At 73.0% G+C, this 18,694-nt stretch carries 20 protein-coding genes and 1 pseudogene; 11 read left to right on the top strand and 10 right to left on the bottom strand.

Going from position 1 to position 18,694, the window contains the following annotated elements; all coding sequences use genetic code 11:
* Positions 1-68 precede the first annotated feature (68 nt).
* The 4 genes and pseudogenes from phoU to ACFZBD_RS25320 all read left to right on the top strand — a co-directional run bounded on the left by phoU (position 69) and on the right by ACFZBD_RS25320 (position 1,561).
* A complete protein-coding gene (gene phoU, locus ACFZBD_RS25335) occupies positions 69-749 on the top strand; it encodes a phosphate signaling complex protein PhoU (RefSeq protein ID WP_391143536.1) in 681 nt (226 codons plus the stop codon).
* A 113-nt stretch (positions 750-862) separates the two neighbouring features.
* On the top strand, positions 863-1,003 hold the full coding sequence (locus ACFZBD_RS25330) for a hypothetical protein (RefSeq protein WP_391143534.1): 141 nt from the start codon (positions 863-865) through the stop codon (positions 1,001-1,003).
* 112 nt (positions 1,004-1,115) lie between these two features.
* Positions 1,116-1,202: pseudogene (locus ACFZBD_RS25325) on the top strand (integrase); the annotation flags it as partial.
* A gap of 59 nt (positions 1,203-1,261) precedes the next feature.
* Positions 1,262-1,561, top strand: a complete 300-nt coding sequence (locus ACFZBD_RS25320) for a ribosomal protein L7/L12 (protein ID WP_391143532.1) — start codon at positions 1,262-1,264, stop codon at positions 1,559-1,561.
* 36 nt (positions 1,562-1,597) lie between these two features.
* On the opposite strand, the gene ACFZBD_RS25315 is transcribed toward ACFZBD_RS25320, so the two are convergent.
* Entirely contained in the window at positions 1,598-2,356 is a 759-nt protein-coding gene (locus ACFZBD_RS25315; RefSeq protein ID WP_391143530.1) for a phosphoglyceromutase, read from the bottom strand.
* A gap of 125 nt (positions 2,357-2,481) precedes the next feature.
* On the opposite strand from ACFZBD_RS25315, the gene ACFZBD_RS25310 reads away from it, so the two are divergent.
* Positions 2,482-3,930, top strand: a complete 1,449-nt coding sequence (locus ACFZBD_RS25310; RefSeq protein ID WP_391143527.1) for an MFS transporter — start codon at positions 2,482-2,484, stop codon at positions 3,928-3,930.
* On the opposite strand, the gene ACFZBD_RS25305 is transcribed toward ACFZBD_RS25310, so the two are convergent.
* From ACFZBD_RS25305 to mshA, 3 genes are all read right to left on the bottom strand, one after another.
* Complete coding sequence (locus tag ACFZBD_RS25305) at positions 3,920-5,485, bottom strand: glycosyl hydrolase family 28-related protein (protein ID WP_391143525.1); 1,566 nt, start codon at positions 5,483-5,485, stop codon at positions 3,920-3,922. The two genes, ACFZBD_RS25310 and ACFZBD_RS25305, sit on opposite strands and share 11 nt — an antisense overlap.
* A 255-nt stretch (positions 5,486-5,740) precedes the next feature.
* Entirely contained in the window at positions 5,741-6,241 is a 501-nt protein-coding gene (locus ACFZBD_RS25300; protein ID WP_391143522.1) for a YbjN domain-containing protein, read from the bottom strand.
* Positions 6,234-7,622 (bottom strand): D-inositol-3-phosphate glycosyltransferase, encoded by a 1,389-nt coding sequence (mshA, locus tag ACFZBD_RS25295; RefSeq protein WP_391143520.1) that lies wholly within the window; start codon positions 7,620-7,622, stop codon positions 6,234-6,236. Before mshA ends, ACFZBD_RS25300 begins: the two co-directional genes overlap by 8 nt.
* A 273-nt stretch (positions 7,623-7,895) precedes the next feature.
* Here mshA and ACFZBD_RS25290 point away from each other — a divergent pair, with 273 nt between their 5' ends.
* From ACFZBD_RS25290 to ACFZBD_RS25280, 3 genes are all read left to right on the top strand, one after another.
* On the top strand, positions 7,896-8,744 hold the full coding sequence (locus tag ACFZBD_RS25290; RefSeq protein WP_391143518.1) for a class I SAM-dependent methyltransferase: 849 nt from the start codon (positions 7,896-7,898) through the stop codon (positions 8,742-8,744).
* Between the two features lie 285 nt (positions 8,745-9,029).
* Entirely contained in the window at positions 9,030-10,088 is a 1,059-nt protein-coding gene (locus ACFZBD_RS25285) for an NlpC/P60 family protein (protein ID WP_391143516.1), read from the top strand.
* Positions 10,089-10,366: 278 nt separating this feature from the next.
* Positions 10,367-11,665 (top strand): SpoIIE family protein phosphatase, encoded by a 1,299-nt coding sequence (locus ACFZBD_RS25280; protein WP_391143513.1) that lies wholly within the window; start codon positions 10,367-10,369, stop codon positions 11,663-11,665.
* Positions 11,666-11,792: 127 nt separating this feature from the next.
* On the opposite strand, the gene ACFZBD_RS25275 is transcribed toward ACFZBD_RS25280, so the two are convergent.
* The 4 genes from ACFZBD_RS25275 to ACFZBD_RS25260 all read right to left on the bottom strand — a co-directional run bounded on the left by ACFZBD_RS25275 (position 11,793) and on the right by ACFZBD_RS25260 (position 14,170).
* On the bottom strand, positions 11,793-12,131 hold the full coding sequence (locus tag ACFZBD_RS25275; RefSeq protein ID WP_391143512.1) for a DUF2516 family protein: 339 nt from the start codon (positions 12,129-12,131) through the stop codon (positions 11,793-11,795).
* 105 nt (positions 12,132-12,236) lie between these two features.
* Complete coding sequence (locus ACFZBD_RS25270) at positions 12,237-12,824, bottom strand: hypothetical protein (RefSeq protein WP_391143509.1); 588 nt, start codon at positions 12,822-12,824, stop codon at positions 12,237-12,239.
* A 20-nt stretch (positions 12,825-12,844) separates the two neighbouring features.
* The gene (locus ACFZBD_RS25265) at positions 12,845-13,315 is read right to left on the bottom strand and encodes a helix-turn-helix domain-containing protein (RefSeq protein WP_391143506.1); all 471 of its coding nucleotides are present in this window, start codon (positions 13,313-13,315) and stop codon (positions 12,845-12,847) included.
* Positions 13,316-13,402: 87 nt separating this feature from the next.
* The gene (locus tag ACFZBD_RS25260; protein ID WP_391143503.1) at positions 13,403-14,170 is read right to left on the bottom strand and encodes a TetR/AcrR family transcriptional regulator C-terminal domain-containing protein; all 768 of its coding nucleotides are present in this window, start codon (positions 14,168-14,170) and stop codon (positions 13,403-13,405) included.
* Positions 14,171-14,347: 177 nt separating this feature from the next.
* On the opposite strand from ACFZBD_RS25260, the gene ACFZBD_RS25255 reads away from it, so the two are divergent.
* Both ACFZBD_RS25255 and ACFZBD_RS25250 read left to right on the top strand, forming a co-directional pair.
* The gene (locus ACFZBD_RS25255; RefSeq protein ID WP_391143500.1) at positions 14,348-15,391 is read left to right on the top strand and encodes an ATP-binding cassette domain-containing protein; all 1,044 of its coding nucleotides are present in this window, start codon (positions 14,348-14,350) and stop codon (positions 15,389-15,391) included.
* Positions 15,384-16,139 carry an ABC transporter permease gene (locus ACFZBD_RS25250; RefSeq protein WP_391143497.1) on the top strand — a complete coding sequence of 252 codons (756 nt, stop codon included), beginning with the start codon at positions 15,384-15,386 and terminating at the stop codon, positions 16,137-16,139. The genes ACFZBD_RS25255 and ACFZBD_RS25250 overlap by 8 nt, the downstream gene beginning before the upstream one ends.
* Before the next feature lie 72 nt (positions 16,140-16,211).
* Here the strand turns inward: ACFZBD_RS25250 and ACFZBD_RS25245 are convergent, their stop codons facing one another.
* Together ACFZBD_RS25245 and ACFZBD_RS25240 are read right to left on the bottom strand one after the other, a co-directional pair.
* Positions 16,212-17,456, bottom strand: coding sequence for a GNAT family N-acetyltransferase (locus tag ACFZBD_RS25245; protein ID WP_391143494.1), 1,245 nt, complete (start codon positions 17,454-17,456; stop codon positions 16,212-16,214).
* 74 nt (positions 17,457-17,530) lie between these two features.
* Positions 17,531-18,124: an ABC transporter substrate-binding protein gene (locus tag ACFZBD_RS25240; protein ID WP_391143491.1), complete on the bottom strand. Its 594-nt coding sequence runs from the start codon at positions 18,122-18,124 to the stop codon at positions 17,531-17,533.
* Positions 18,125-18,251: 127 nt separating this feature from the next.
* On the opposite strand from ACFZBD_RS25240, the gene dtd reads away from it, so the two are divergent.
* Entirely contained in the window at positions 18,252-18,677 is a 426-nt protein-coding gene (dtd, locus tag ACFZBD_RS25235; protein WP_391143488.1) for a D-aminoacyl-tRNA deacylase, read from the top strand.
* Positions 18,678-18,694 lie beyond the last annotated feature (17 nt).

Genomic DNA, 18,694 nt, shown 5'->3' with positions numbered 1-18,694 from the left:
AGCGTGGGGGTCCGAGCCCCACCCGGACCCCGGACGCTTGTGAGAGCGCTTGTGAGAGAGGGACATCGATGCGGGACGCGTACCACGAGGAACTTGACTCGATCGGCGAGGGCCTGGTCGAGATGGCCCGGCTCGTCGGATCGGCGGTCGGACGCGCCACGACGGCGATGCTCGACGCGGATCTGAAGCTGGCGGAGAGCGTGATCGCGGCCGACCAGAAGGTCGACGATCTGCAGCACGACCTGGAGGCCCGGGCGATAGCACTGCTCGCCCGGCAGCAGCCGGTGGCGACGGACCTGCGGATCGTCGTGACCTCGCTGCGGATGAGCGCCGACCTGGAGCGGTCGGGCGACCTGGCGCAGCACGTGGCGAAGCTGGCGCGGCTGCGGTTCCCGGACACGGCCGTGCCGCGGGACCTGCACGCCACGATCCTGCAGATGGGGCAGCTGGCGCAGCGCCTGATGGCGAAGGCGGCGGAGGTCATCATCACGAAGGACGTCGACCTGGCGCTCCAGCTGGAGCAGGACGACGACGAGATGGACCTGCTGCACCGGACGCTCTTCCAGCACCTGATGGACGACCGGTGGAAGCACGGCATCGAGACGGCGGTGGACGTGACGCTGCTCGGCCGGTACTACGAGCGGTTCGCGGACCACGCGGTGTCCGTGGCGAAGCGGGTCGTGTACCTGGTGACGGGCGAGCACGCGGACGAGCTGCAGCAGTCGGACGCGCCGGTCGAGGGCGCGTAAGCCCTCCGGGGGCGGCGGTCGCACTCCTGTGCGCCGTTGATGCGCCCGGCACGGCGGGCGTGCAATGGGAAAGGGCGACGGACGCCTTCGCCTTCGCCTGCCAGGAGGTACCCATGGCCGACACCGCCACCACCGACCCCCAGCCGGAGCCCGCACGCGCCCCACTCCACCTGCTCGTCCTCGGCGCCTGCGGCTGCGGCCCCGGCTGCGGCTGCGGCTGCCAGTCGGGGGCACCGTGCCAGTGCGGGGGGTGAAGGGCTGAGGGGGTAGGGGGCCGGGGGTTCGGGGGGCCTGCGGGGGGGGCTTTCTGGGGGGCTCGGGGGGCCCTTCGGGGGGCGGGGTCAGAGGCGAGGGCCGTGGGACCCCTCTGATCCGGGCCTGACTCTGCGGGTGTACGCGCACCTCATGCCGGGCAGTCGGGAGCGTGCCCGAAAAGCCGTGGCTGTCGTCTTTCAGGGCGCATACGCTCCCCGTCATCGAGGAAGCGGGGGGCGCGATGGGGGGGCGGAGACGTGGCCGAGTACTTCATGTTGGTCTGCGACGAGCCGTCGTATGCCGTCGTGCTCCTCGACTGCGGGGCCCGCGAGACGGACGTGGTCCGGGCCGTGCGCGAAGTGACGGGGCTGAGCCTCTGGCACAGCAAAGTGCTGATGCGGCGGGCACCGGTCGTTGTCCTCGAGGAGCGGCCCCAGGACCTGGCCGACGACGCTGTCGCCGTCCTCAGGAGGGCCGGCGCCCGGGCCGAAGCGAGGCGGGAGCCGGAGCCCGGGCATCATGCGGCCCCAGCCCACGAGAAAGCCCCTACCCGCTGAAAACCAGCAGGCAGGGGGCTCTCTCGTAGGTCAGGGCTACTTCTTGCCCTGGTTCTTCACGGCCTCGATCGCCGCCGCCGCCGCGGTCGGGTCCAGGTACGTGCCGCCCGGGTTGAGGGGCTTGAAGGTCTCGTCCAGCTCGTAGCTGAGCGGGATGCCCGTCGGGATGTTCAGGCCCGCGATCGCCTCGTCCGAGATGCCGTCGAGGTGCTTGACCAGGGCGCGCAGGCTGTTGCCGTGCGCGGCGATCAGGACCGTGCGGCCGGTCAGGAGGTCCGGGACGATGCCGTCGTACCAGTACGGCAGCATGCGGTCCACGACGTCCTTCAGGCACTCCGTGCGGGGGCGGAGCTCCGGCGGGATCGTGGCGTAGCGCGCGTCGTCCGACTGGGAGAACTCCGTGCCGTCCTCGAGCGCCGGCGGCGGGGTGTCGTACGAGCGGCGCCAGAGCATGAACTGCTCCTCGCCGAACTCCGCGAGCGTCTGCGCCTTGTCCTTGCCCTGGAGCGCGCCGTAGTGCCGCTCGTTCAGGCGCCAGGAGCGGTGGACCGGGATCCAGTGGCGGTCCGCGGCCTCCAGCGCGAGCTGCGCCGTGCGGATGGCGCGCTTCTGGAGGGAGGTGTGCAGTACGTCGGGCAGCAGGCCGGCGTCCTTGAGCAGCTCACCGCCGCGGACCGCCTCCTTCTCGCCCTTCTCCGTGAGGTTGACGTCCACCCAGCCGGTGAACAGATTCTTCGCGTTCCACTCGCTCTCGCCGTGGCGGAGGAGGATCAGCTTGTACGGTGCGTCGGCCATGCGCACGAGCCTAATCGACGCCCGACGCTCGACGCCCCCGGCAATTCGCTGGCGTCCGACACATGAGATGCGTAAGTTTCGGATTCGCCAAGAGGGACTTACAGACGCCAGGGGGCCGGCCACACATGTCCATCGATTCGCTCAGACGATCAGCGCGCGCGACGGTCTCCGGGCTCCCCGGCGGATTCTGGTGGCTCTGGCTCTCCACCCTCGTCAACCGCACCGGCGCCTTCGTCCTCACCTTCCTCTCCCTCTATCTCGTCCACGAGCTCGGCCACTCGGCCTGGTTCGCCGGTCTCGTCGTCGCGCTGCACGGCCTCGGCGGAGTCGCCGGTTCCCCGCTCGGCGGCATGCTCACCGACCGGTGGGGCCGACGGCCCACCATGGTCACCATGCACCTGGCGGGCGCGGCCTGCGCCGCCGCCCTCGCGTTCGTCAGCAGCGCCTGGGCCGTCGCCACCGTCGTCCTGCTCATGGGCGTCGCCATGCAGGGCGTCCGGCCGTCGATCAACGCCACCATCGCCGACATGGTCCCCGAGAACGACCTGCGCCGGGCCTACGCGCTCAACTACTGGGCGCTCAATCTGGGCTTCGCCATCGCCGCCCTGGGCGGCGGCGCCGCGGTCTTCCTCGGCTACCGCACCCTGTTCGTCGTCGACGCCGTCGCCACCGTCCTGTGCGCCCTGATCGTCTTCCTCCGGCTGCCCGAGACCCGCCCCGAGGCCCGACGCGACACCGCGGGCCAGGTCGTCGAGGAGCAGCGTCTGAGCGTGCTCGACGTGCTGCGCGACGCGCCCTTCCGCACCCTCGTCCTCCTCAACCTCCTCGTCTGCCTCGTCTTCACCGCCCCCTGGATCGGTCTGCCGCTGTCCATGACCGCCCAGGGCCTCTCCCCCGCCTCGTACGGCGCGGTCATCGCCGTCAACGGCGTGGTCATCGTCGGTTTCCAGCTGCTGGTCAACAGGGTGACCGACAAGCGCTCGCCGACGATGCTCCTCACCGTCTCCTCGCTGCTCTTCGCCGTGGGTACGGGAGCGACCGCCCTGGCCGGGTCGCCCGTCGTCTTCGCCGCCACCGTCGTCATCTGGACCATCGGCGAGATGATCCACGTCCCCACCAACGCCGCCGCCACCGCCCGGCTCGCCCCGGAGCACGCCCGGGGCCGCTATCAGGGCGTGATGGGCATGTCCTGGGCCGTCGCCGGGTTCGTCGCGCCGATCCTGGCCGGCTGGGTCGTGGACGGGCCGGGACCCGACGTGCTGTGGGTGGCCTGTGCGGTCATCGGGTCGGTCGCCGCCCTCGGCTACGCCACTCGCCTGCGCACGGCCCTCAGCGAGAACGAGCCGGCAGTGCCGGACGCCCTGCTGGACCCGGTGCGCGATGCCCTGCCGGACTCGGTGCGCGATGCCGTGCCGGACCCTGTACCGGCGGAAGCCCCCGCCCCGCTTCCCGCCGTGGCGGCCGGGCCGGCCCCGGGGGAGATCCGGGTGGTGGCCCGGGACCCGGACGCGACCGGTGACCTCCCGCCCCGCCCCGGCGACCTCCCCGACCAGAAGCCCGCCGTCAGCGCCTGACCCGGATCGCCCGTTGGGCCTCGTACAGGTTCCGGGGGCGCACCGCCCCCGGGTCCCCGTACGCCTCCACGCGCGCGTGGAGCTCGCCCGCGAAGTCCGGCACGTCGATCTGGTCGAACTCCCGGACCTCGCTGATGCCGGCGGTCACGCTGTACGGAGCGACGGTGTCGATCCTGACGAGTCCCGCCCGCCCGTTGGTGACCGTCACGTTCCAGTGCGCGAACCGGGCCCCGTACAGCGGCCCGGCCGACGCGTCGCCGCCGTGACGGCCGTCGTTCTCGACCGTGATCTCGGTCCGTACGTTGGCGAAGGGCATGCCCCGGTGCGTGTCGAAGGTGCCCGTCTCCATCAGGCCCCGTGACCAGACGTTGTGGCTGGACAGGCCCTCCACGTTGATGCCGTGCAGCTGGGTCCCGGCCGGCGCCGGCACCGTACGGGCCGCGATGCGGAAGTCCGCCACGAGGTTGTCGTGCGCTCCCTCCCGGCAGAAGTACGGGTGGTGGGAGCCGCGGCCCTCCACGCGCGTGTGGCGCAGGGTGCAGGCGGAGGCGGCGACCAGCCCGAAGCCGTTGTCGACGTGCCGGACGACGACGTCGTCGGCCCAGCAGTCGTACGCGCACTGGAAGGTGACGCCGTTGTAGCCGCGGTCCAGGAGGTGCGGGGCCTGGGGCGTCTCGACCGCCTCCAGGGTCAGCCCCTCCACCCCCGCGTCGGTCAGCGGCTCGGCGAGGGTGGTCAGCCGGGGGTCCCACTCCGGGCGCGCGTCGAGGGGCAGGGGCCGCTCGAACGTGACCTTCCGGCCCCGTACGGACGCGATCCGCACCGGCCACTCGTACGGGAGGTAGCTCGTCAGCTTGGTCTTGTCGTCCCAGGTGTACGCCTCCGGTCCCGGCCCGCCGCCCGCCATGTGCTCCAGGAGCGTGTGCCCGGCGTCGTCGGAGAGGCGGAGGAGAACGATCCGCCCCGGGTGGAGGGCCGACGGGTCGTCGACCGTCACCGTCCAGTCGCCGCGGCGGGCCGGGCGGACGGCCGAAAGGGTGCTCCACTCGTCGCGCCTGTTGCCCGTCCAGCCCTCGAACGGCCAGGTGCGGGCCCTGATCGCGGCGACGAGGGAGGCGTGGCGGGCGCGCGGGCTGAGCCATATCAGTCCGCCGGCCCAGGACCAGGAGGACTTGTCGCCGCCGTAGCGGGAGCCGTAGGGGCCGATCAGCTCGGTGAGGTGCCGGGTCGCCAGCAGTCTCGTCCGCCCCGAGCCGGCGCCGCGGAGGACGACACCGCTGTGGCCGATGTGGATCAGCCCGTCGATCCGGTACGTCCCCGGCGGGACGACCACCGTGCCGCCGCCGCGCTCCCCGGCGTGCGCGAGGGCGCGGTTGATGGCGGGCGCCGAGTCCGTGGAGCCGTCGGGGGTGGCGCCGAAGGCGCGGACATCGGCGACGATCCGCGGCCGGGCGAGACGGACGGCGCCCCGGCGGGCGCCGGCGCGGCCCACGTAGGGGATCTGGGGGTGCGTGTAGGGGGCGGCCGCGTACTCCTCCCAGAGGGAGGGCCGCAAGGGAGCCCGGAGGGGCGGCGTCCGGGGGGAGGAGGAAGCGGGGGCGGGAGCGGGGGCGAACCCCGTGCCCGTCTCATGGCGGCCGCCGCCACCGCCACCGCGCCGCCCACGAACCGTCGCCTGCCGAGTGCTGCCATACCCCGAGCCCCTTTCATGTACATGAACGGTGTTCAGATCTGCGCCGAGCGTGAGCATGGCACGGCCAGGGCAGGGCACGGAAGGGGTGGTGCGGGAACAGCGAGAGGGGACGGAGGGTCAGCCCGTCGGGCGCTGAGTCAGGTTCGTGAACGCGTCCAGGTTCCGGGTGGACTCGCCACGCGACACCCGCCACTCGTACTCGCGCCGGATCGCGCTCGCGAAGCCCAGCTCCAGCAGCGTGTTGAAGGACCCGTCGGCCGCTTCGAGGACCGAGCCGAGCAGCCGGTCCAGCTCCTCCGGGGTGACGGCGGCCAGCGGCAGCTTGCCGGTCAGATAGATGTCCCCGAGACGGTCGATCGCGTAACTCACGCCGTACAGCTTGAGGTTGCGCTCCAGCAGCCAGCGGTGGACGCCCGTCGCGTTCTCGTCGGGGTGACGGATGACGAAGGCGTTGAGGGAGAGGGAGTGGCGGCCGACGCGCAGGGAGAGGGTCGTGAAGAGCTTGCGGGTGCCCGGCAGTTTGACCACGTACGAACCGGGTTCGGGGGATTCCCACTCCAGTTCGGCGTCCTTGAGGGTGTCCTCGATGACCTGCTGGGCGCGTGCGACGTCAGCCATGGTGCGAGCGTACGCGACGACGGTTCTCGCGCATCCGCTGCTCGCGCGCCCTCTGGTCGCGCATCCGGTGCTCGTGCATCGCCGCGGTGTAGACGTCCGCCGTGCCGGACGCCGCCGTCTCCCAGCCGAAGGAACCGGCGTGCCGGGCGGCCGCCGCGCCCATCCGGGCGGACAGGTCCGGGTCGTCGAGGAACCGGCCCAGCGCGCGGGCGTAGTCGGCCGGGTCGTGGCCCTGCACGAGGTAGCCGGTGACGTCGTCGCGCACCGCGACCGGAAGGCCGCCGACCGCGGCCGCGACGACGGGCGTGCCGGCCGCCTGCGCCTCGATGGCGACCAGGCCGAAGGACTCGCTGTACGAGGGCATGACCAGGACCGAGGCCGCGCGGAACCAGTCCGCGAGCCGATCCTGGCCGACCGGCGGGTGGAAGCGGACGACGTCGCCGATGCCGAGCCGGGCGGCCAGCTTCTGCAGGCCCTCCGGCTTGGCCAGACCGCTGCCGCTCGGGCCGCCGACCACCGGCACCACCATGCGGGTGCGCAGCGACGGGTCACGTTCGAGGAGCAGGGCCGCCGCCCGCAGGAGGATGTCCGGGGCCTTGAGGGGCTGGATCCGGCCCGCGAAGACCGGGATGAACGCGTCGGCGGGGAGGCCGAGCCGGGCCCGGGCGGCGGCGCGGCCGTCCGCCGGGCGGAAGTGGTCGAGGTTCACACCGGGGTGGACGACGGCGACCTTGCCGGGGTCGGCTTCGTAGAAGCGGACGAGCTCGTCGGCCTCCTCGGCGGTGTTGGCGATCAGCCGGTCGGCGGCGGAGACGATCTGGGTCTCGCCGATCACGCGGGCGGCGGGCTCGGGGGTGTCGCCCTCGGCGAGCGCCGCGTTCTTGACCTTGGCCATCGTGTGCATCGCGTGCACGAGCGGGACGCCCCACCGCTCGGCGGCGAGCCAGCCGACGTGGCCGGAGAGCCAGTAGTGGGAGTGGACCAGGTCGTAGTGGCCCGGGCGGTGGCCCGCCCACGCCTGCATGACGCCGTGCGTGAAGGCGCACAGCTGGGCCGGCAGCTCCTCCTTGGCCAGGCCCTCGTACGGGCCGGCGTCCACGTGCCGTACGAGCACACCGGGCGCGAGCTCGACCACGGGAGGCAGGCCCCCGGTGGTGGCGCGGGTGAAGATCTCGACCTCGATGTTGATCGCGGCGAGGCGCTTGGCCAGCTCGACGATGTAGACGTTCATGCCGCCTGCGTCGCCGGTCCCCGGCTGGTGGAGGGGCGAGGTGTGGACGCTGAGCATGGCCACCCGGCGAGGGGTGCGGTGACGGCCGGGGAGCCGGAGCCTGGACGGTGTCGCCAGGGAGCCGGCGAGCCGGGACACGTACTGGCTCACGTCGACGGTCCTTCCGCTCGGAGGGAGGGCAGGGCTTGCTGCAGCGGTCAGCGGGGGCGCCGCGAGCGCGGTCCCGGAGCACCGCGCGGGTACGGGCACGGCGAACCGGACGGCCTACGTCGCCCTCCAGGCGGCACAACACCGGAATACCGCCATCCATTTCCGTTTTGCCAATTCATTGCCCGGCCGGTTCGTCGACGGGGGGCGGGGGCGGGACGGGTGAGGCGAATGGGGCGTGGGGGCGAGGTCCGGCGCACCGCTTACGCTCGTTCCATGGCCCCGCGCACCCCCCTGACCCCCAGCTCCGCCCGGGGGCGCACACCTCTCTCCCCGCCCGCCGGGGCCCGGCCGGTCGGCACGGCGACCCGCGGGACCACCAACCCCAACCGGCTCCGCCGCATGGACCGCTGGATCGCCGCCGTCCACGGCCCGGCGCTGCGCCGGTCGCCCGTCCCGCCCGTCGCCGTCGACCTCGGGTACGGAGCCGCCCCCTGGACGGCTGTCGAGCTGCTCGGCCGGCTGCGGACCGCCGATCCGCGCACCGAGGTCGTCGGCATCGAGATCGAACCGTCCCGGGTCGCGGCCGCCCGCCCGTACGAGCGCGAGGGCCTGACCTTCCGGCACGGCGGCTTCGAGGTCCCGGTGCCGGGCGAGGTCTCGCTGATCCGGGCCGCGAACGTGCTGCGCCAGTACGACGAGGGCGAGGTCGCCGCGGTGTGGGCGCGCCTGTGCGCGCGGCTCGGCCCCGGGGGGCTGCTCGTGGAGGGGACGTGCGACGAGATCGGGCGGCGGCACGTCTGGGTGGCGCTCGACCGGTCCGGGCCGCGCACCGTGACCTTCGCGACCCGGCTCGGTTCGCTGGAGCGGCCGTCGGACCTCGCGGAGCGGCTGCCGAAGGCCCTCATCCACCGCAATGTGCCGGGCGAGCCGGTGCACGCCTTCCTGCGCGACTTCGACCGGGCGTGGGCGGCGGCGGCTCCGTACGCCTCGCTCGGCGCGCGGCAGCGCTGGATCCGGGCGGTACGCGACCTGGCGGCGGACTGGCCCCTGACGGACGGCCACGGGCGGTGGCGGCAGGGAGAGGTGACGGTGCGCTGGGAGGCGCTGGCTCCGGCCTCCTGAGCGCCCCGCTCCCCCGCCGTACGCCCCCCTCCCCCGCCCGTCGGGCCCCGGGGGCCGCCCCGTGACCGGGCGCCGCGCGCGTCGTTCTCGTCACATCCCGTCGAATTTCCGGTGCCGACGGAACGCGACACGCCGTGCACTCGTCCCTGGTCGGGGGACGTGACCCGACAAGACCGGGTTTCCCCTGTCGTTTTCCCGTTTCGCATGGCACTATCGCCAAGGTCACCGACAAGTTACTGACGGTAAATCAGATGCGGGATGCAAGGCCGTCCAAGGGGGAGATAAGTGAACCGACGCCGCCGTGCCACCACCGCGATCACCGTGGTCTGCGCCCTGACGGTGCTGGCTTCACCCGCGCTGACCCTGTCCGCGTCGGCCGCGCCGCTGCCGCCGGGGGCGCCCGCCGGGCCGAAGAAGACCCTCGAAGAGGTCCGCAAGGAGATAGACGGCCTGTACCGCCAGGCCGCCGTCGCCACCGACGCGTACAACCTCGCCGAGGAGCAGACGAAGGAACAGTCCGCCGAGATCGTGAAGCTGGCCCGGATGATCGTGGCCGGCCGCGAGAAGATCGACCGGCTCAAGGCCCAGGCGGGCGCGGCGGCCCGCGCCCAGTACCGCAACGGCGGCCTCCCCGACGGCGCGCAGTTCGTCCTCACCGACGACCCGCAGCTCTTCCTCGACCACGCGGGCCGACTCAAGCAGGGCCACAAGGCCACCAGCGACCTCCTCGGCGAAATGAACCGCACGCAGACGGAGTTGACGGTCTACGCCCGGGACGCGGGCACCAACTGGACCAAGCTGGAGGCCAACCGCGTCAAGCAGGCCAAGGCGAAGAAGGAGATCGACGCCAAGATCGCCGCGGCCCGCAAGCTGGAGTCCGAGCTGGAGGCCGAGGAGCGGGCGCGGCTGCTGCGCCTGGAGGAGCAGGAGCGCCACCGGGCGCAGTCCGCCTGGCTGGACACCGGCGTCCTCAAGGGGCTCGACGGGACGGCGACCGCCCGCGGCAAGGCGGCGGTCACGTTCGCGACGGCGCAGATCGGCAAGCCGTACGTCTGGGGCGCGGAGGGGCCGGGGTCGTTCGACTGCTCCGGACTGACCCAGAGCGCCTGGGGCGCGGCGGGCCGGAACATCCCGCGCACCTCGCAGGAGCAGTGGCGGCTGCTGCCGCGCGTGGACATCAAGGACATGCGGCCGGGCGACCTGATCGTCTACTTCAAGGACGCCAGCCACATCGGGATGTACATCGGCGACGGCGCGATGGTGCACGCCCCGCGTCCGGGCCGGAACGTGACGATCGCGGGAGCGGGCTCGATGGAGATCCTGGGAGTCGTCCGGCCGGAGTGACGGACCGGACCCGCGGGGGCGTCGCTGTGACCACGGTCTGCGGACCGCCCGTGGCGCCGGCTCGCGGAACGAGGGCTTCCAAGCCCGTCGGCGCGTGATGTTCGTCATGGCCCGACGGGCGACAACCTCCCCATGCGCGGCATATGCCAACCTCGCTTCCGTGCTCGTGCCGTGATCACCATTCCGTTGTCCGGCGGGGTGGCGCTATGGTCCCCGTCTGGCGGGACGTCGTTCGTCGTCGCGCCGCGCCCTCGGGGGGAGGGAAGGAAACAAAGCCGATGCCCGTACCCGTACCGCGTCAGAGAACCGTCTCTGCTGCGGCGCCAGGCGCTGTCACCGCTGCCGCCGGTACCGCCGGTGCCCCCGGCGGCACGCCCGCCACCGTCGCCACGGCGACGACCGGCACCGATCTGACCCTGCTGGTCGTCGAGGACGACCCGGCGGGGGCCCTCGCCGTACCCGAAATGCTCGACGCCGACGGGACCCGCGTCCGGATCCGTACCGCCCGCAACCTCACCGAGGCCGAGCGGCTGCTCACCGACGACGTGCACTGCGTCCTGGTCGACCTGGCCCTCCCCGGGCCCCGGGCGGCCGCCGACGACCCGCTGGCGCCGCTGCGGCACGTCCTGCGGCTCGCGCCGCGGCACGCCGTCCTGGCGCTGGCCGCCTCGGCCGACGCGGAGCTGGCGGCGGAGGCGGTACGCGTCGGGGCGCAGGACCACCTCTTCCGCGAGGAGCTGGACGGGCGGCTGCTGAGCCGGGCGATCCGGTACGCGGTCGAGCGCAAGCGGGCCGACGCGGTCCAGGTGAAGCTGGCCGAGTCGCGGCTGCGGGCCCAGGAGAACGCCCGCCTGGAGCGCGGGCTGCTGCCCACCCCCCTGCTGGAGGGCTCGGACCTGCGGTTCGCGGCCCGGTACCGCCCCGGCCGCTCGCGCGCGCTGCTCGGCGGCGACTTCTACGACACCGTCCGCACCCCGGACGGCACGGTCCACGCCATGATCGGCGACGTCTGCGGGCACGGCCCGGACGAGGCGGCGCTCGGCGTGGAGCTGCGCATCGCGTGGCGGGCGCTGACCTTCGCCGGTCTGTGCGGGGACGAGCTCCTGTCGACGCTGCAGCAGGTCCTGGAGCACGAGCGGGAGAGCGAGGAGATCTTCGCGACGCTCTGCACGGTCGACATCGCGCCGGACGGGCGCCGGGCCGGCCTCTGCCTGGCCGGGCACCCCTCGCCGCTGATCGCCCGGGCGGGGGCCGCGGCGCGGCTCCTGCCGTACGAGGACAGCGGCCCGGCCCTCGGCCTGCTGCCCCGCGCCCGCTGGCCGCGCCGCCAGGTGGAGCTGGGCGGGACGTGGAGTCTGCTGATGTACACGGACGGGCTGATCGAGGGCCGCTCGGCGGGCCCGGACTCGCCGCGGCTCGGCCAGGACGGGATGGTCGCGATGATCAACCGGCAGCTGGCGGAGGGCCTGCGGGGCGAGGAGCTGCTGGAGGCGGCGGTGACGGAGGTCAGGTCGCTGAACGGCGGCGAGCTGACGGACGACGTGGCGGTCCTGGCACTGGAAAGGGCCCGGGGCTGAAGCCCGGGCCCTCACCGTACGGATCCCGCTCGCGCTGCTCGTACGGCGCGTGCGGTACGTCCGGCAGCTGGCGACCGACCGCCGTTGTACGGGCCGCCGTTGTACGGGCTGCCGTTGTAGGCCGCCGCTAGCGGCCGCCGTTGTACGGGCCGTAGGGCCCGTCGCTGCTGGAGCCGCCGCGACGGCCGCCGCCGCCCGAGATCTGCCGGATGGCGGGCCGGACGTCGACCATGAAGACGATGGCCGCGATCAGGCCGGCGATCTGCAGGAAGAGCATCGGCAGCAGCAGGTTCAGGGCGAGGTTGATGCCCAGGAGGATCAGCCAGAACTTCTTGGTCTGCTTGTCGGCCGCGCGGTAGGCGTCCTCGCGCGCCATCGCCGCGAAGACGAGCGCGGTGATGGCGAAGCCGATGAAGACCAGGCCGATCACCAGCCAGATGATGGAGTCGAATCCCGCGCGCAACATGCGTAGCACCGCCTCGTGAGTGGATGGAGCGCCTCGCGGCCAACGTACCCGGTCCAACGCCCCGGGCACCCCGATTGGTGCCCGGGCTTCGATGAACGGTCGGGGTCAGAGCTCCGTCGCGTCCGCGGTCTTCTTGGCGGCGGGCTTGCGGACGGCGGGCTTGCGGGCGGCCTTGGACTCGTCGGCGCCGGCCGTGGCCTCGGTCGTCTCCGCCTGCGCGGCCTTCTGCTCCCGCGCCTTCTCCGCGTCCGTTTTCGAGTCCGGCTCGACGGCGATGGCGATCTCGGTGATCTCCTCGGCGGCCTCACCGCGCCAGGCGCGCACGGTCTCCTCGCCGTGGGCGGCGACCTCCTCGTACTTCTCCCGCGCCTTGACGGCGTACTCGGCGGCGACGCCGACGGAGCGGAGGGCGAAGTCCTGGGCGGTCTCGCCCAGCTTCTTCAGGTCGGTGTCGAAGGTGCCGACGACCTCGGCGAGCTTCGACTGCACCGTGGACTGCGCCTCCTTGGCCCGCTCCGAGACCTTCTCCTGTACGGCCTTGGTGTCCGTCTTGCGTACGGCGTCGAACCGCGCGGGGGCCTCGGCGGCGATCTGCTCGATCAGCCCGGGGACCTTCCTGGCCTGCTGGACGGCGAGATCGGCGGTACCGGCGGCGAAGTAGAGGGGGGTACGCAGTTCTTCGATGATGGCCATGGTTGTGGTCCTCCCGGACGTCACGTACTGGTTCGAGGGTCGTTCGAGGATCGTTCGGCATCCACGTCGGCACCCGTGTCGGCGTCGGCACCCGTGTCCGCACCGGAGGCGGCCGCGCCTTCCGCGGCGCTCTCGGCGGCGTTCTCGGCGGCGTTCTCCTTGCGGAAGGAGTCGTAGATCTGGAGCAGCACCTGCTTCTGCCGCTCGTTGATCGAGGGATCGGCCAGTATGACGGCGCGCGTCTCCAGCTCGTCCCGCTCCTTCTCGTCGAGGATCCCGGCGCGCACGTACAGCGTCTCGGCGGAGATCCGCAGCGCCTTCGCGACCTGCTGCAGCACCTCGGCGCTGGGTTTGCGCAGCCCGCGCTCGATCTGGCTGAGGTACGGGTTCGACACCCCGGCGGCATCGGCGAGCTGCCGCAGGGACAGCTGCGCGGTGCGCCGCTGCTCGCGGAGGTACTCGCCAAGATTGCCGACGTTGAGTGATGCCATGCTGCGACCCTGCCAGCTCCTGCTAACTATTGCAAGCACTCGCTTGCAAGTGTGTCGCACCGCACGCACCGACTCGGCCCGGTCGGGTCACCCGCCCCCCGCCCCGCCGTCGATCAGGACCGCGACCCCGTCGAGGAGCCGGGCCAGGCCGAAGCGGAATTCGTAGTCCGGCTCGTCCGGTTCGTCGAGCACTCCCGAGTCCAGCATCCGCGCCACCGCCGGGAAGCGGGCCGGGTCGGCGAGGCGGCGCAGGGTCGCGGCGTAGCGGACCATCACGACGGGCGCCTCCTCACCGCTCGCGTCGATCGCGGCGGCGAGGTCGGCCAGCATCAGGGCGTCGCTCTTCACGAAGCCGCTCACCAGCAGGATCACCGAGATCTTGGCGCCCTCGTCGAGGCCGGTGCCGCCGAGGGCGACCATGGCCCGCTCCCACCAGGCGACGGTGCGGGGCGTCGCGGGCGGGCCCGTGAGGGGGACGCGGACCATCCAGAGGTGGCGGCGGTAGATCTCGCGCATCGCCCACGCCCACGCCTCCATCGCCTCCCGCCACGGCGCGCCCGGCGCGAACATCTCCGGCGGGGCGCCCGTCGCCGCGTCCTGCATCAGGACGTACAGCTCGCTCTTCGCGCCGACGTAGCGGTAGAGCGACATCGGGGAGACGCCCAGCTCCTTCGCGATCCGCCCCATGGAAACGGCGTCCAGCCCCTCCGCCTCGGCGATGCCCACGGCCGCGGTGACGATCCGGTCCAGGGTCAGCCCGGGCTTGGGGCCCTTGGCGGGCCGCTCCCGCAGGCCCCAGGCGGCCTCGATGCTCGCGGGCAGGAACGTGCCGCCCCCGCCGTTGTCGTCCGCCATCGGTCGCCGCCTCCATGGATCGCGTTCGCCCTGCGCGCTTGACGACCATCCTAGTAATGCGTAACCCTTACACAGTAACGCGTAGACCATACGCAGTACGTAGTGCGTGCCGGCCCGGGCCTCGACGACCCGCGTCCGGACGCGGTACGAGTCCCCGCTCACCGAGCAGGAGCCGCCATGCAGCCCACCGCGCCACCCGCCCACCACGCCCATGCCACGGCAGCCGGCCCCGCCCCCGCGATCGAGGCCGTCGGCCTCCGCAAGGCCTATGGAGCCGTCACCGTCCTCGACTCCCTCGACCTCCGCGTCGACCGGGGCTCCGTCTTCGCCCTCCTCGGCCCCAACGGCGCGGGGAAGACCACCACCGTCCGCATCCTCGCCACGCTCACCCCGCCCGACGCCGGCCACGCGCGCGTGGCCGGGCTCGACGTGGTCCGGGAGCGCTCCGCCGTCCGCCGGGCCATCAGCCTCACCGGGCAGTTCGCCGCCGTCGACGCCATGCAGACCGGCGCCGAGAACCTCCGCATGGCCGCCCGGCTCAGCGGACTGTCCCGCCGGGACGCCGCCCGGCGCGCCGCCGAGCTCCTGGACCGCTTCGGCCTCACCGACGCGGGCGGCCGCCTGACCAGGACGTACTCCGGCGGCATGCGCCGGCGCCTCGACCTCGCCGCCGGACTGGTCCGCGCGCCCGAGGTGATGTTCCTAGACGAGCCCACCACCGGCCTCGACCCCCGCAGCCGCCAGGACCTCTGGGAGGTCGTCCGCGACCTGACGGCCGGCGGCACGACCGTCTTCCTCACCACCCAGTACCTGGAGGAGGCCGACCGCCTCGCCGACCGGATCGCCGTCATGAACTCCGGGCGGATCGTCGCGGAGGGCACCGCCGACGCGCTCAAGTCACGCGTCGCGGGCCACCGGCTCGACCTCGTCCTCGCCGACGAGGCCGCCTACCTCCGACTGACCGGCCGCGCGGTCCACCGCTCCCCGGAGACGCGCACCCTCGGGATCCCCACCGACGGCAGCGCCGCCCACGTCCGGGCCCTGCTCGACGAACTCGACCCGGAGCGCCGGGACATCCTCCGCTTCACCCTGCACACCGCGACCCTCGACGACGTCTTCCTGACCCTCACCGGAACCGACGCCGCAACCCACGCCCCCGCCGGCGAGCCCACCACCCCCGCACCCACCGACCGCGACCCTCAGGAGCCCGCCCATGTCTGACGCGCTGACCACCGCGAGCGTCCTGACCGGCCGCGGCATCCGCCTCAGCCGCCGCAACCTGGACGCCGTCATCACCTCCATGCTGCTGCCGGTGATGCTGATGCTGATCTTCGTCTACTTCTTCGGCGGAGCCATCGACACCGGGACGCGGTACGTGACCTACGTCGTCCCCGGCGTCCTCCTCCTCTGCGCCGGATTCGGCTCCGCGAGCACCGCCGTCAGCGTCAGCGAGGACATGAAGGGCGGGATCATCGACCGGTTCCGCTCGCTCGACATCGGCGGTACCCCCATCCTCGCCGGACATGTCGGCGCCAGCGTGGCCCGCAACCTCCTCGCCACCGTCCTCGTCTTCGGCGTCGCCTTCCTGATCGGCTTCCGCCCCTCGGCGAGCGCCTCCGGGTGGCTCGCGGCCCTCGGCCTGCTCGTCGCCTTCATCACCGCCGTGTCGTGGCTGTCGGCGGCGGCCGGGCTGCTCGCCAGAACACCGGAGGCGGCCGGCGGGTTCACCTTCCTGATGATGTTCCTGCCGTACCCGAGCAGTGCGTTCGTGCCGATCGACACCATGCCCACCTGGCTGCACGGCTTCGCCGCACACCAGCCGGTGACCCCGGTCATCGAGTCCCTGCGCGGGCTGCTCCTCGACCAGCCGGTGGGCAACACCCCCTGGATCGCCCTCGCCTGGTGCGCCGGGCTGTTCGCCCTGGCGGTGGCGGCGTCGGAGAGCCTGTTCCGGCTGCGTACGAGGTGACGGCCCCGTCGCGTCCCCGCCCGGACGGCCCCAGCGCCGGGACACGTCGGCGTCAGAACACGCCAGAACACGTCAGAACACGTCCGGGCACCAGGGGCGGCGCGGGCTCCGCAGCAGCAGGTCGGCGAGGGCGGCGGCGCCCGGGGTGACCTCCTCCACGCGGCCCAGGGCCGCGAGCCGTACGACCGACTCGTCTCCGAGCGAGAGGGTGCCCAACTCCGCGACGTCGAGGACGAGATCGGCGGACTCGGTGGTACGGGTGCAGGCCGCGCCGTCCGGGGAGGCGTCGAGGCGGTAGCGGCCACCGGCCGGCCCGTCGGCGTCGCGCACGTCGAGGACGAGTCCGCCCGAGGTGCCGTACGTACGGCCCTCCAGGACCTTGGCGACGTCCAGGACCCGGACCCACAGCATGTCGGCGTGGGTGGTGACGCGGGCGGCCCGCGGGTCCGGGAGCAGCAGCGGCAGGAGGTCGTCGGGGGCGCGATGGCCGGAGGTGACGGTGGTGACCCAGTCCAGGGAGCACAGGAACGTCCACAGCGCGCGCTCGGCGGCCGGGGTGACGGCGATCAGGTCGCGGACGGCGGCGGTGTTGAGGGGCTGCTTGCCGTCCTCCCACTTGTCGTCGCAGGTGTAGGCGGCGTAGCCCTGCGGAGTTCCGTCCTCGTCGCGGTAGACGGCGTAGAACGGCTCGGTCCAGGGCGTGGTGTGGTGCCCGAGGCCGGTGCCGAGGTCCCAGCCGCGGGCGTCGCGGCCGACGATCCCGGCGCGGGCGGCGGCCAGACGGCGGTGCAGTCCGGGGCCGGTCTTCCGGATCTCCTCGCCGTCCGCGAAGTCGATCCGTCCGCCGTCCTCGGGACGGCCGGAGCGGCGTGGGTCGAGGCCGGCGCGGCGGACGTCGACGGTCCACTGGGTGGTCCAGGTGGCCGGGCCGAAGCCGTACCGTCCGTAGATCGGGTACTCGGCGGCGATCAGGGTGGCGACGGCGTCGCCGCGCTCCGTCGCGGCGGCGAGGTCGGCCGCCATCATGCGCCGGAGCAGGCCCCGGCGGCGGTGGGTCGCGGAGACGGTGACGTTGGAGACGGCGTCGGCGACGAGCGTGCCGCCGCCGACCGTCGACAGCTCCTGGGTGAAGGACCGGAAGGTGGCGACGGCCCGGCCCCGGTCGAAGACGCCGAGGGTACGGGCCAGGTCGATGTGCGGGAGCCGGTCGGCGACCTCGGCGTCGGAGACGACGGGGGGCAGCAGGAAGCCGGCGCGGGCCGCCCGCAGCCATTCGGCGTACTCGGACTCGGCGACGGGGCGCACTTCGAGGACCATGCCCCGAGGCTATGCGGGGCCTCTGGGCGCCGCACGCGAGTTTCCGCCCGGCCGGAAGGCCCGGGTCCGGCCCCTCAGATCAGCAGGTCGTCGACCTGGGCCTCGCCCTCCCGGTACCGCCGGGCGATCTCCGCGCTGCAGTCGTCGGCGGTGCGCTGGAGCTGCTGCCGGCGCTGCGAGACCTGCTGTTCGTAGCCCGCGAGCCGGCCCATCGCCGTGTGCAGTTCGTCGTCCGTACGCGCGCAGAGGTCCGACAACTCGACCTCGGACAGCATCTCGTTGGCGAGCCGCCGGTACTCCTCGCTCCGCGGCGTCGACAGCGTCACGTGCCGCGCCGAGGTCCGCAGCCGCGAGGGCGCGTCCGCGAGGATCTCCGAGAGCCGGTCCAGGACCGGCGCCTCCGGATCGGTACGCCGGGCCAGCTCGGCCCGGAGGATGTCGATCCGGCCCTGCAGCATCCGCCGGACGTAGCTGAGGTCGGCCTCGTCGCCCTGCGCGTCCCGGCGCAGGGCGCGCAGCTCGGGCAGCCGGAGGGCGGCGATGTCCGGCTGTGGCGGTGGTGGCAGCGACGGAGCCGCCGTGCGCTGTGTCGGTGGACGTACGGCCGCGCCGACTCGGGTCAGCGGTACGGGACCGGACGGCGTCTGCCCGGCGCCATGTGCACTCATGTGAATCGTCCCCTCGACCGGTGCGGAGCCGCACCGCCTGACACGCATCGTGCCACCCCCGCACGTGTGTGTGCAGGCGCTCTGCACCCGTTCAGCCCCAGATGCGTCGGTCTGTAGGTTGGTCCGTATGCGTGCAGTGGTGCAGAGAGTGGACGGCGCGAGCGTCGTCGTCGCAGGAGAGACGGTCGGCGGGATCGCCGGCGAAGGGCTGTGTGTGCTGGTGGGAGTGACCCACGACGACACACCGGAGAAGGCCGCCCAGTTGGCCAGGAAGCTGTGGTCCGTCCGGATCCTGGAGGACGAGAAATCCTGTTCGGACGTGAATGCGCCCTTGTTGGTGATTTCTCAGTTCACCCTCTACGGGGACGCGCGGAAGGGTCGCCGGCCCACGTGGAACGCCGCCGCGCCCGGGCCGGTCGCCGAACCGCTCGTCGACGAGGTGGTGGCGCGGCTGCGCGAGCTGGGGGCGACGGTGGAGACGGGCCGGTTCGGAGCGGAGATGCGCGTCTCGCTCACGAACCACGGCCCGTTCACCCTCCTGATCGAGGTCTGAGCGCCGGGCCCCGAGGG

The organism is Streptomyces sp. NPDC008121 (genome assembly GCF_042957155.1).
Classification (GTDB): Bacteria; Actinomycetota; Actinomycetes; order Streptomycetales; family Streptomycetaceae; genus Streptomyces.
Note: the sequence above shows the minus strand (reverse complement) of the source record. Positions and strands in the feature narration are given on the sequence as shown.

Excerpts from the sequence above, each read along its gene's own strand:
- phoU (WP_391143536.1), top strand. The coding sequence starts at position 69 with ATGCGGGACGCGTACCACGAGGAACTTGACTCGATCGGCGAGGGCCTG.
- ACFZBD_RS25330 (WP_391143534.1), top strand. The coding sequence starts at position 863 with ATGGCCGACACCGCCACCACCGACCCCCAGCCGGAGCCCGCACGCGCC.
- ACFZBD_RS25315 (WP_391143530.1), bottom strand. The coding sequence starts at position 2,356 with ATGGCCGACGCACCGTACAAGCTGATCCTCCTCCGCCACGGCGAGAGC.
- ACFZBD_RS25310 (WP_391143527.1), top strand. The coding sequence starts at position 2,482 with ATGTCCATCGATTCGCTCAGACGATCAGCGCGCGCGACGGTCTCCGGG.
- ACFZBD_RS25300 (WP_391143522.1), bottom strand. The coding sequence starts at position 6,241 with ATGGCTGACGTCGCACGCGCCCAGCAGGTCATCGAGGACACCCTCAAG.
- ACFZBD_RS25290 (WP_391143518.1), top strand. The coding sequence starts at position 7,896 with ATGGCCCCGCGCACCCCCCTGACCCCCAGCTCCGCCCGGGGGCGCACA.
- ACFZBD_RS25280 (WP_391143513.1), top strand. The coding sequence starts at position 10,367 with ATGCCCGTACCCGTACCGCGTCAGAGAACCGTCTCTGCTGCGGCGCCA.
- ACFZBD_RS25275 (WP_391143512.1), bottom strand. The coding sequence starts at position 12,131 with ATGTTGCGCGCGGGATTCGACTCCATCATCTGGCTGGTGATCGGCCTG.
- ACFZBD_RS25270 (WP_391143509.1), bottom strand. The coding sequence starts at position 12,824 with ATGGCCATCATCGAAGAACTGCGTACCCCCCTCTACTTCGCCGCCGGT.
- ACFZBD_RS25265 (WP_391143506.1), bottom strand. The coding sequence starts at position 13,315 with ATGGCATCACTCAACGTCGGCAATCTTGGCGAGTACCTCCGCGAGCAG.
- ACFZBD_RS25260 (WP_391143503.1), bottom strand. The coding sequence starts at position 14,170 with ATGGCGGACGACAACGGCGGGGGCGGCACGTTCCTGCCCGCGAGCATC.
- ACFZBD_RS25255 (WP_391143500.1), top strand. The coding sequence starts at position 14,348 with ATGCAGCCCACCGCGCCACCCGCCCACCACGCCCATGCCACGGCAGCC.
- ACFZBD_RS25250 (WP_391143497.1), top strand. The coding sequence starts at position 15,384 with ATGTCTGACGCGCTGACCACCGCGAGCGTCCTGACCGGCCGCGGCATC.
- ACFZBD_RS25245 (WP_391143494.1), bottom strand. The coding sequence starts at position 17,456 with ATGGTCCTCGAAGTGCGCCCCGTCGCCGAGTCCGAGTACGCCGAATGG.
- ACFZBD_RS25240 (WP_391143491.1), bottom strand. The coding sequence starts at position 18,124 with ATGAGTGCACATGGCGCCGGGCAGACGCCGTCCGGTCCCGTACCGCTG.
- dtd (WP_391143488.1), top strand. The coding sequence starts at position 18,252 with ATGCGTGCAGTGGTGCAGAGAGTGGACGGCGCGAGCGTCGTCGTCGCA.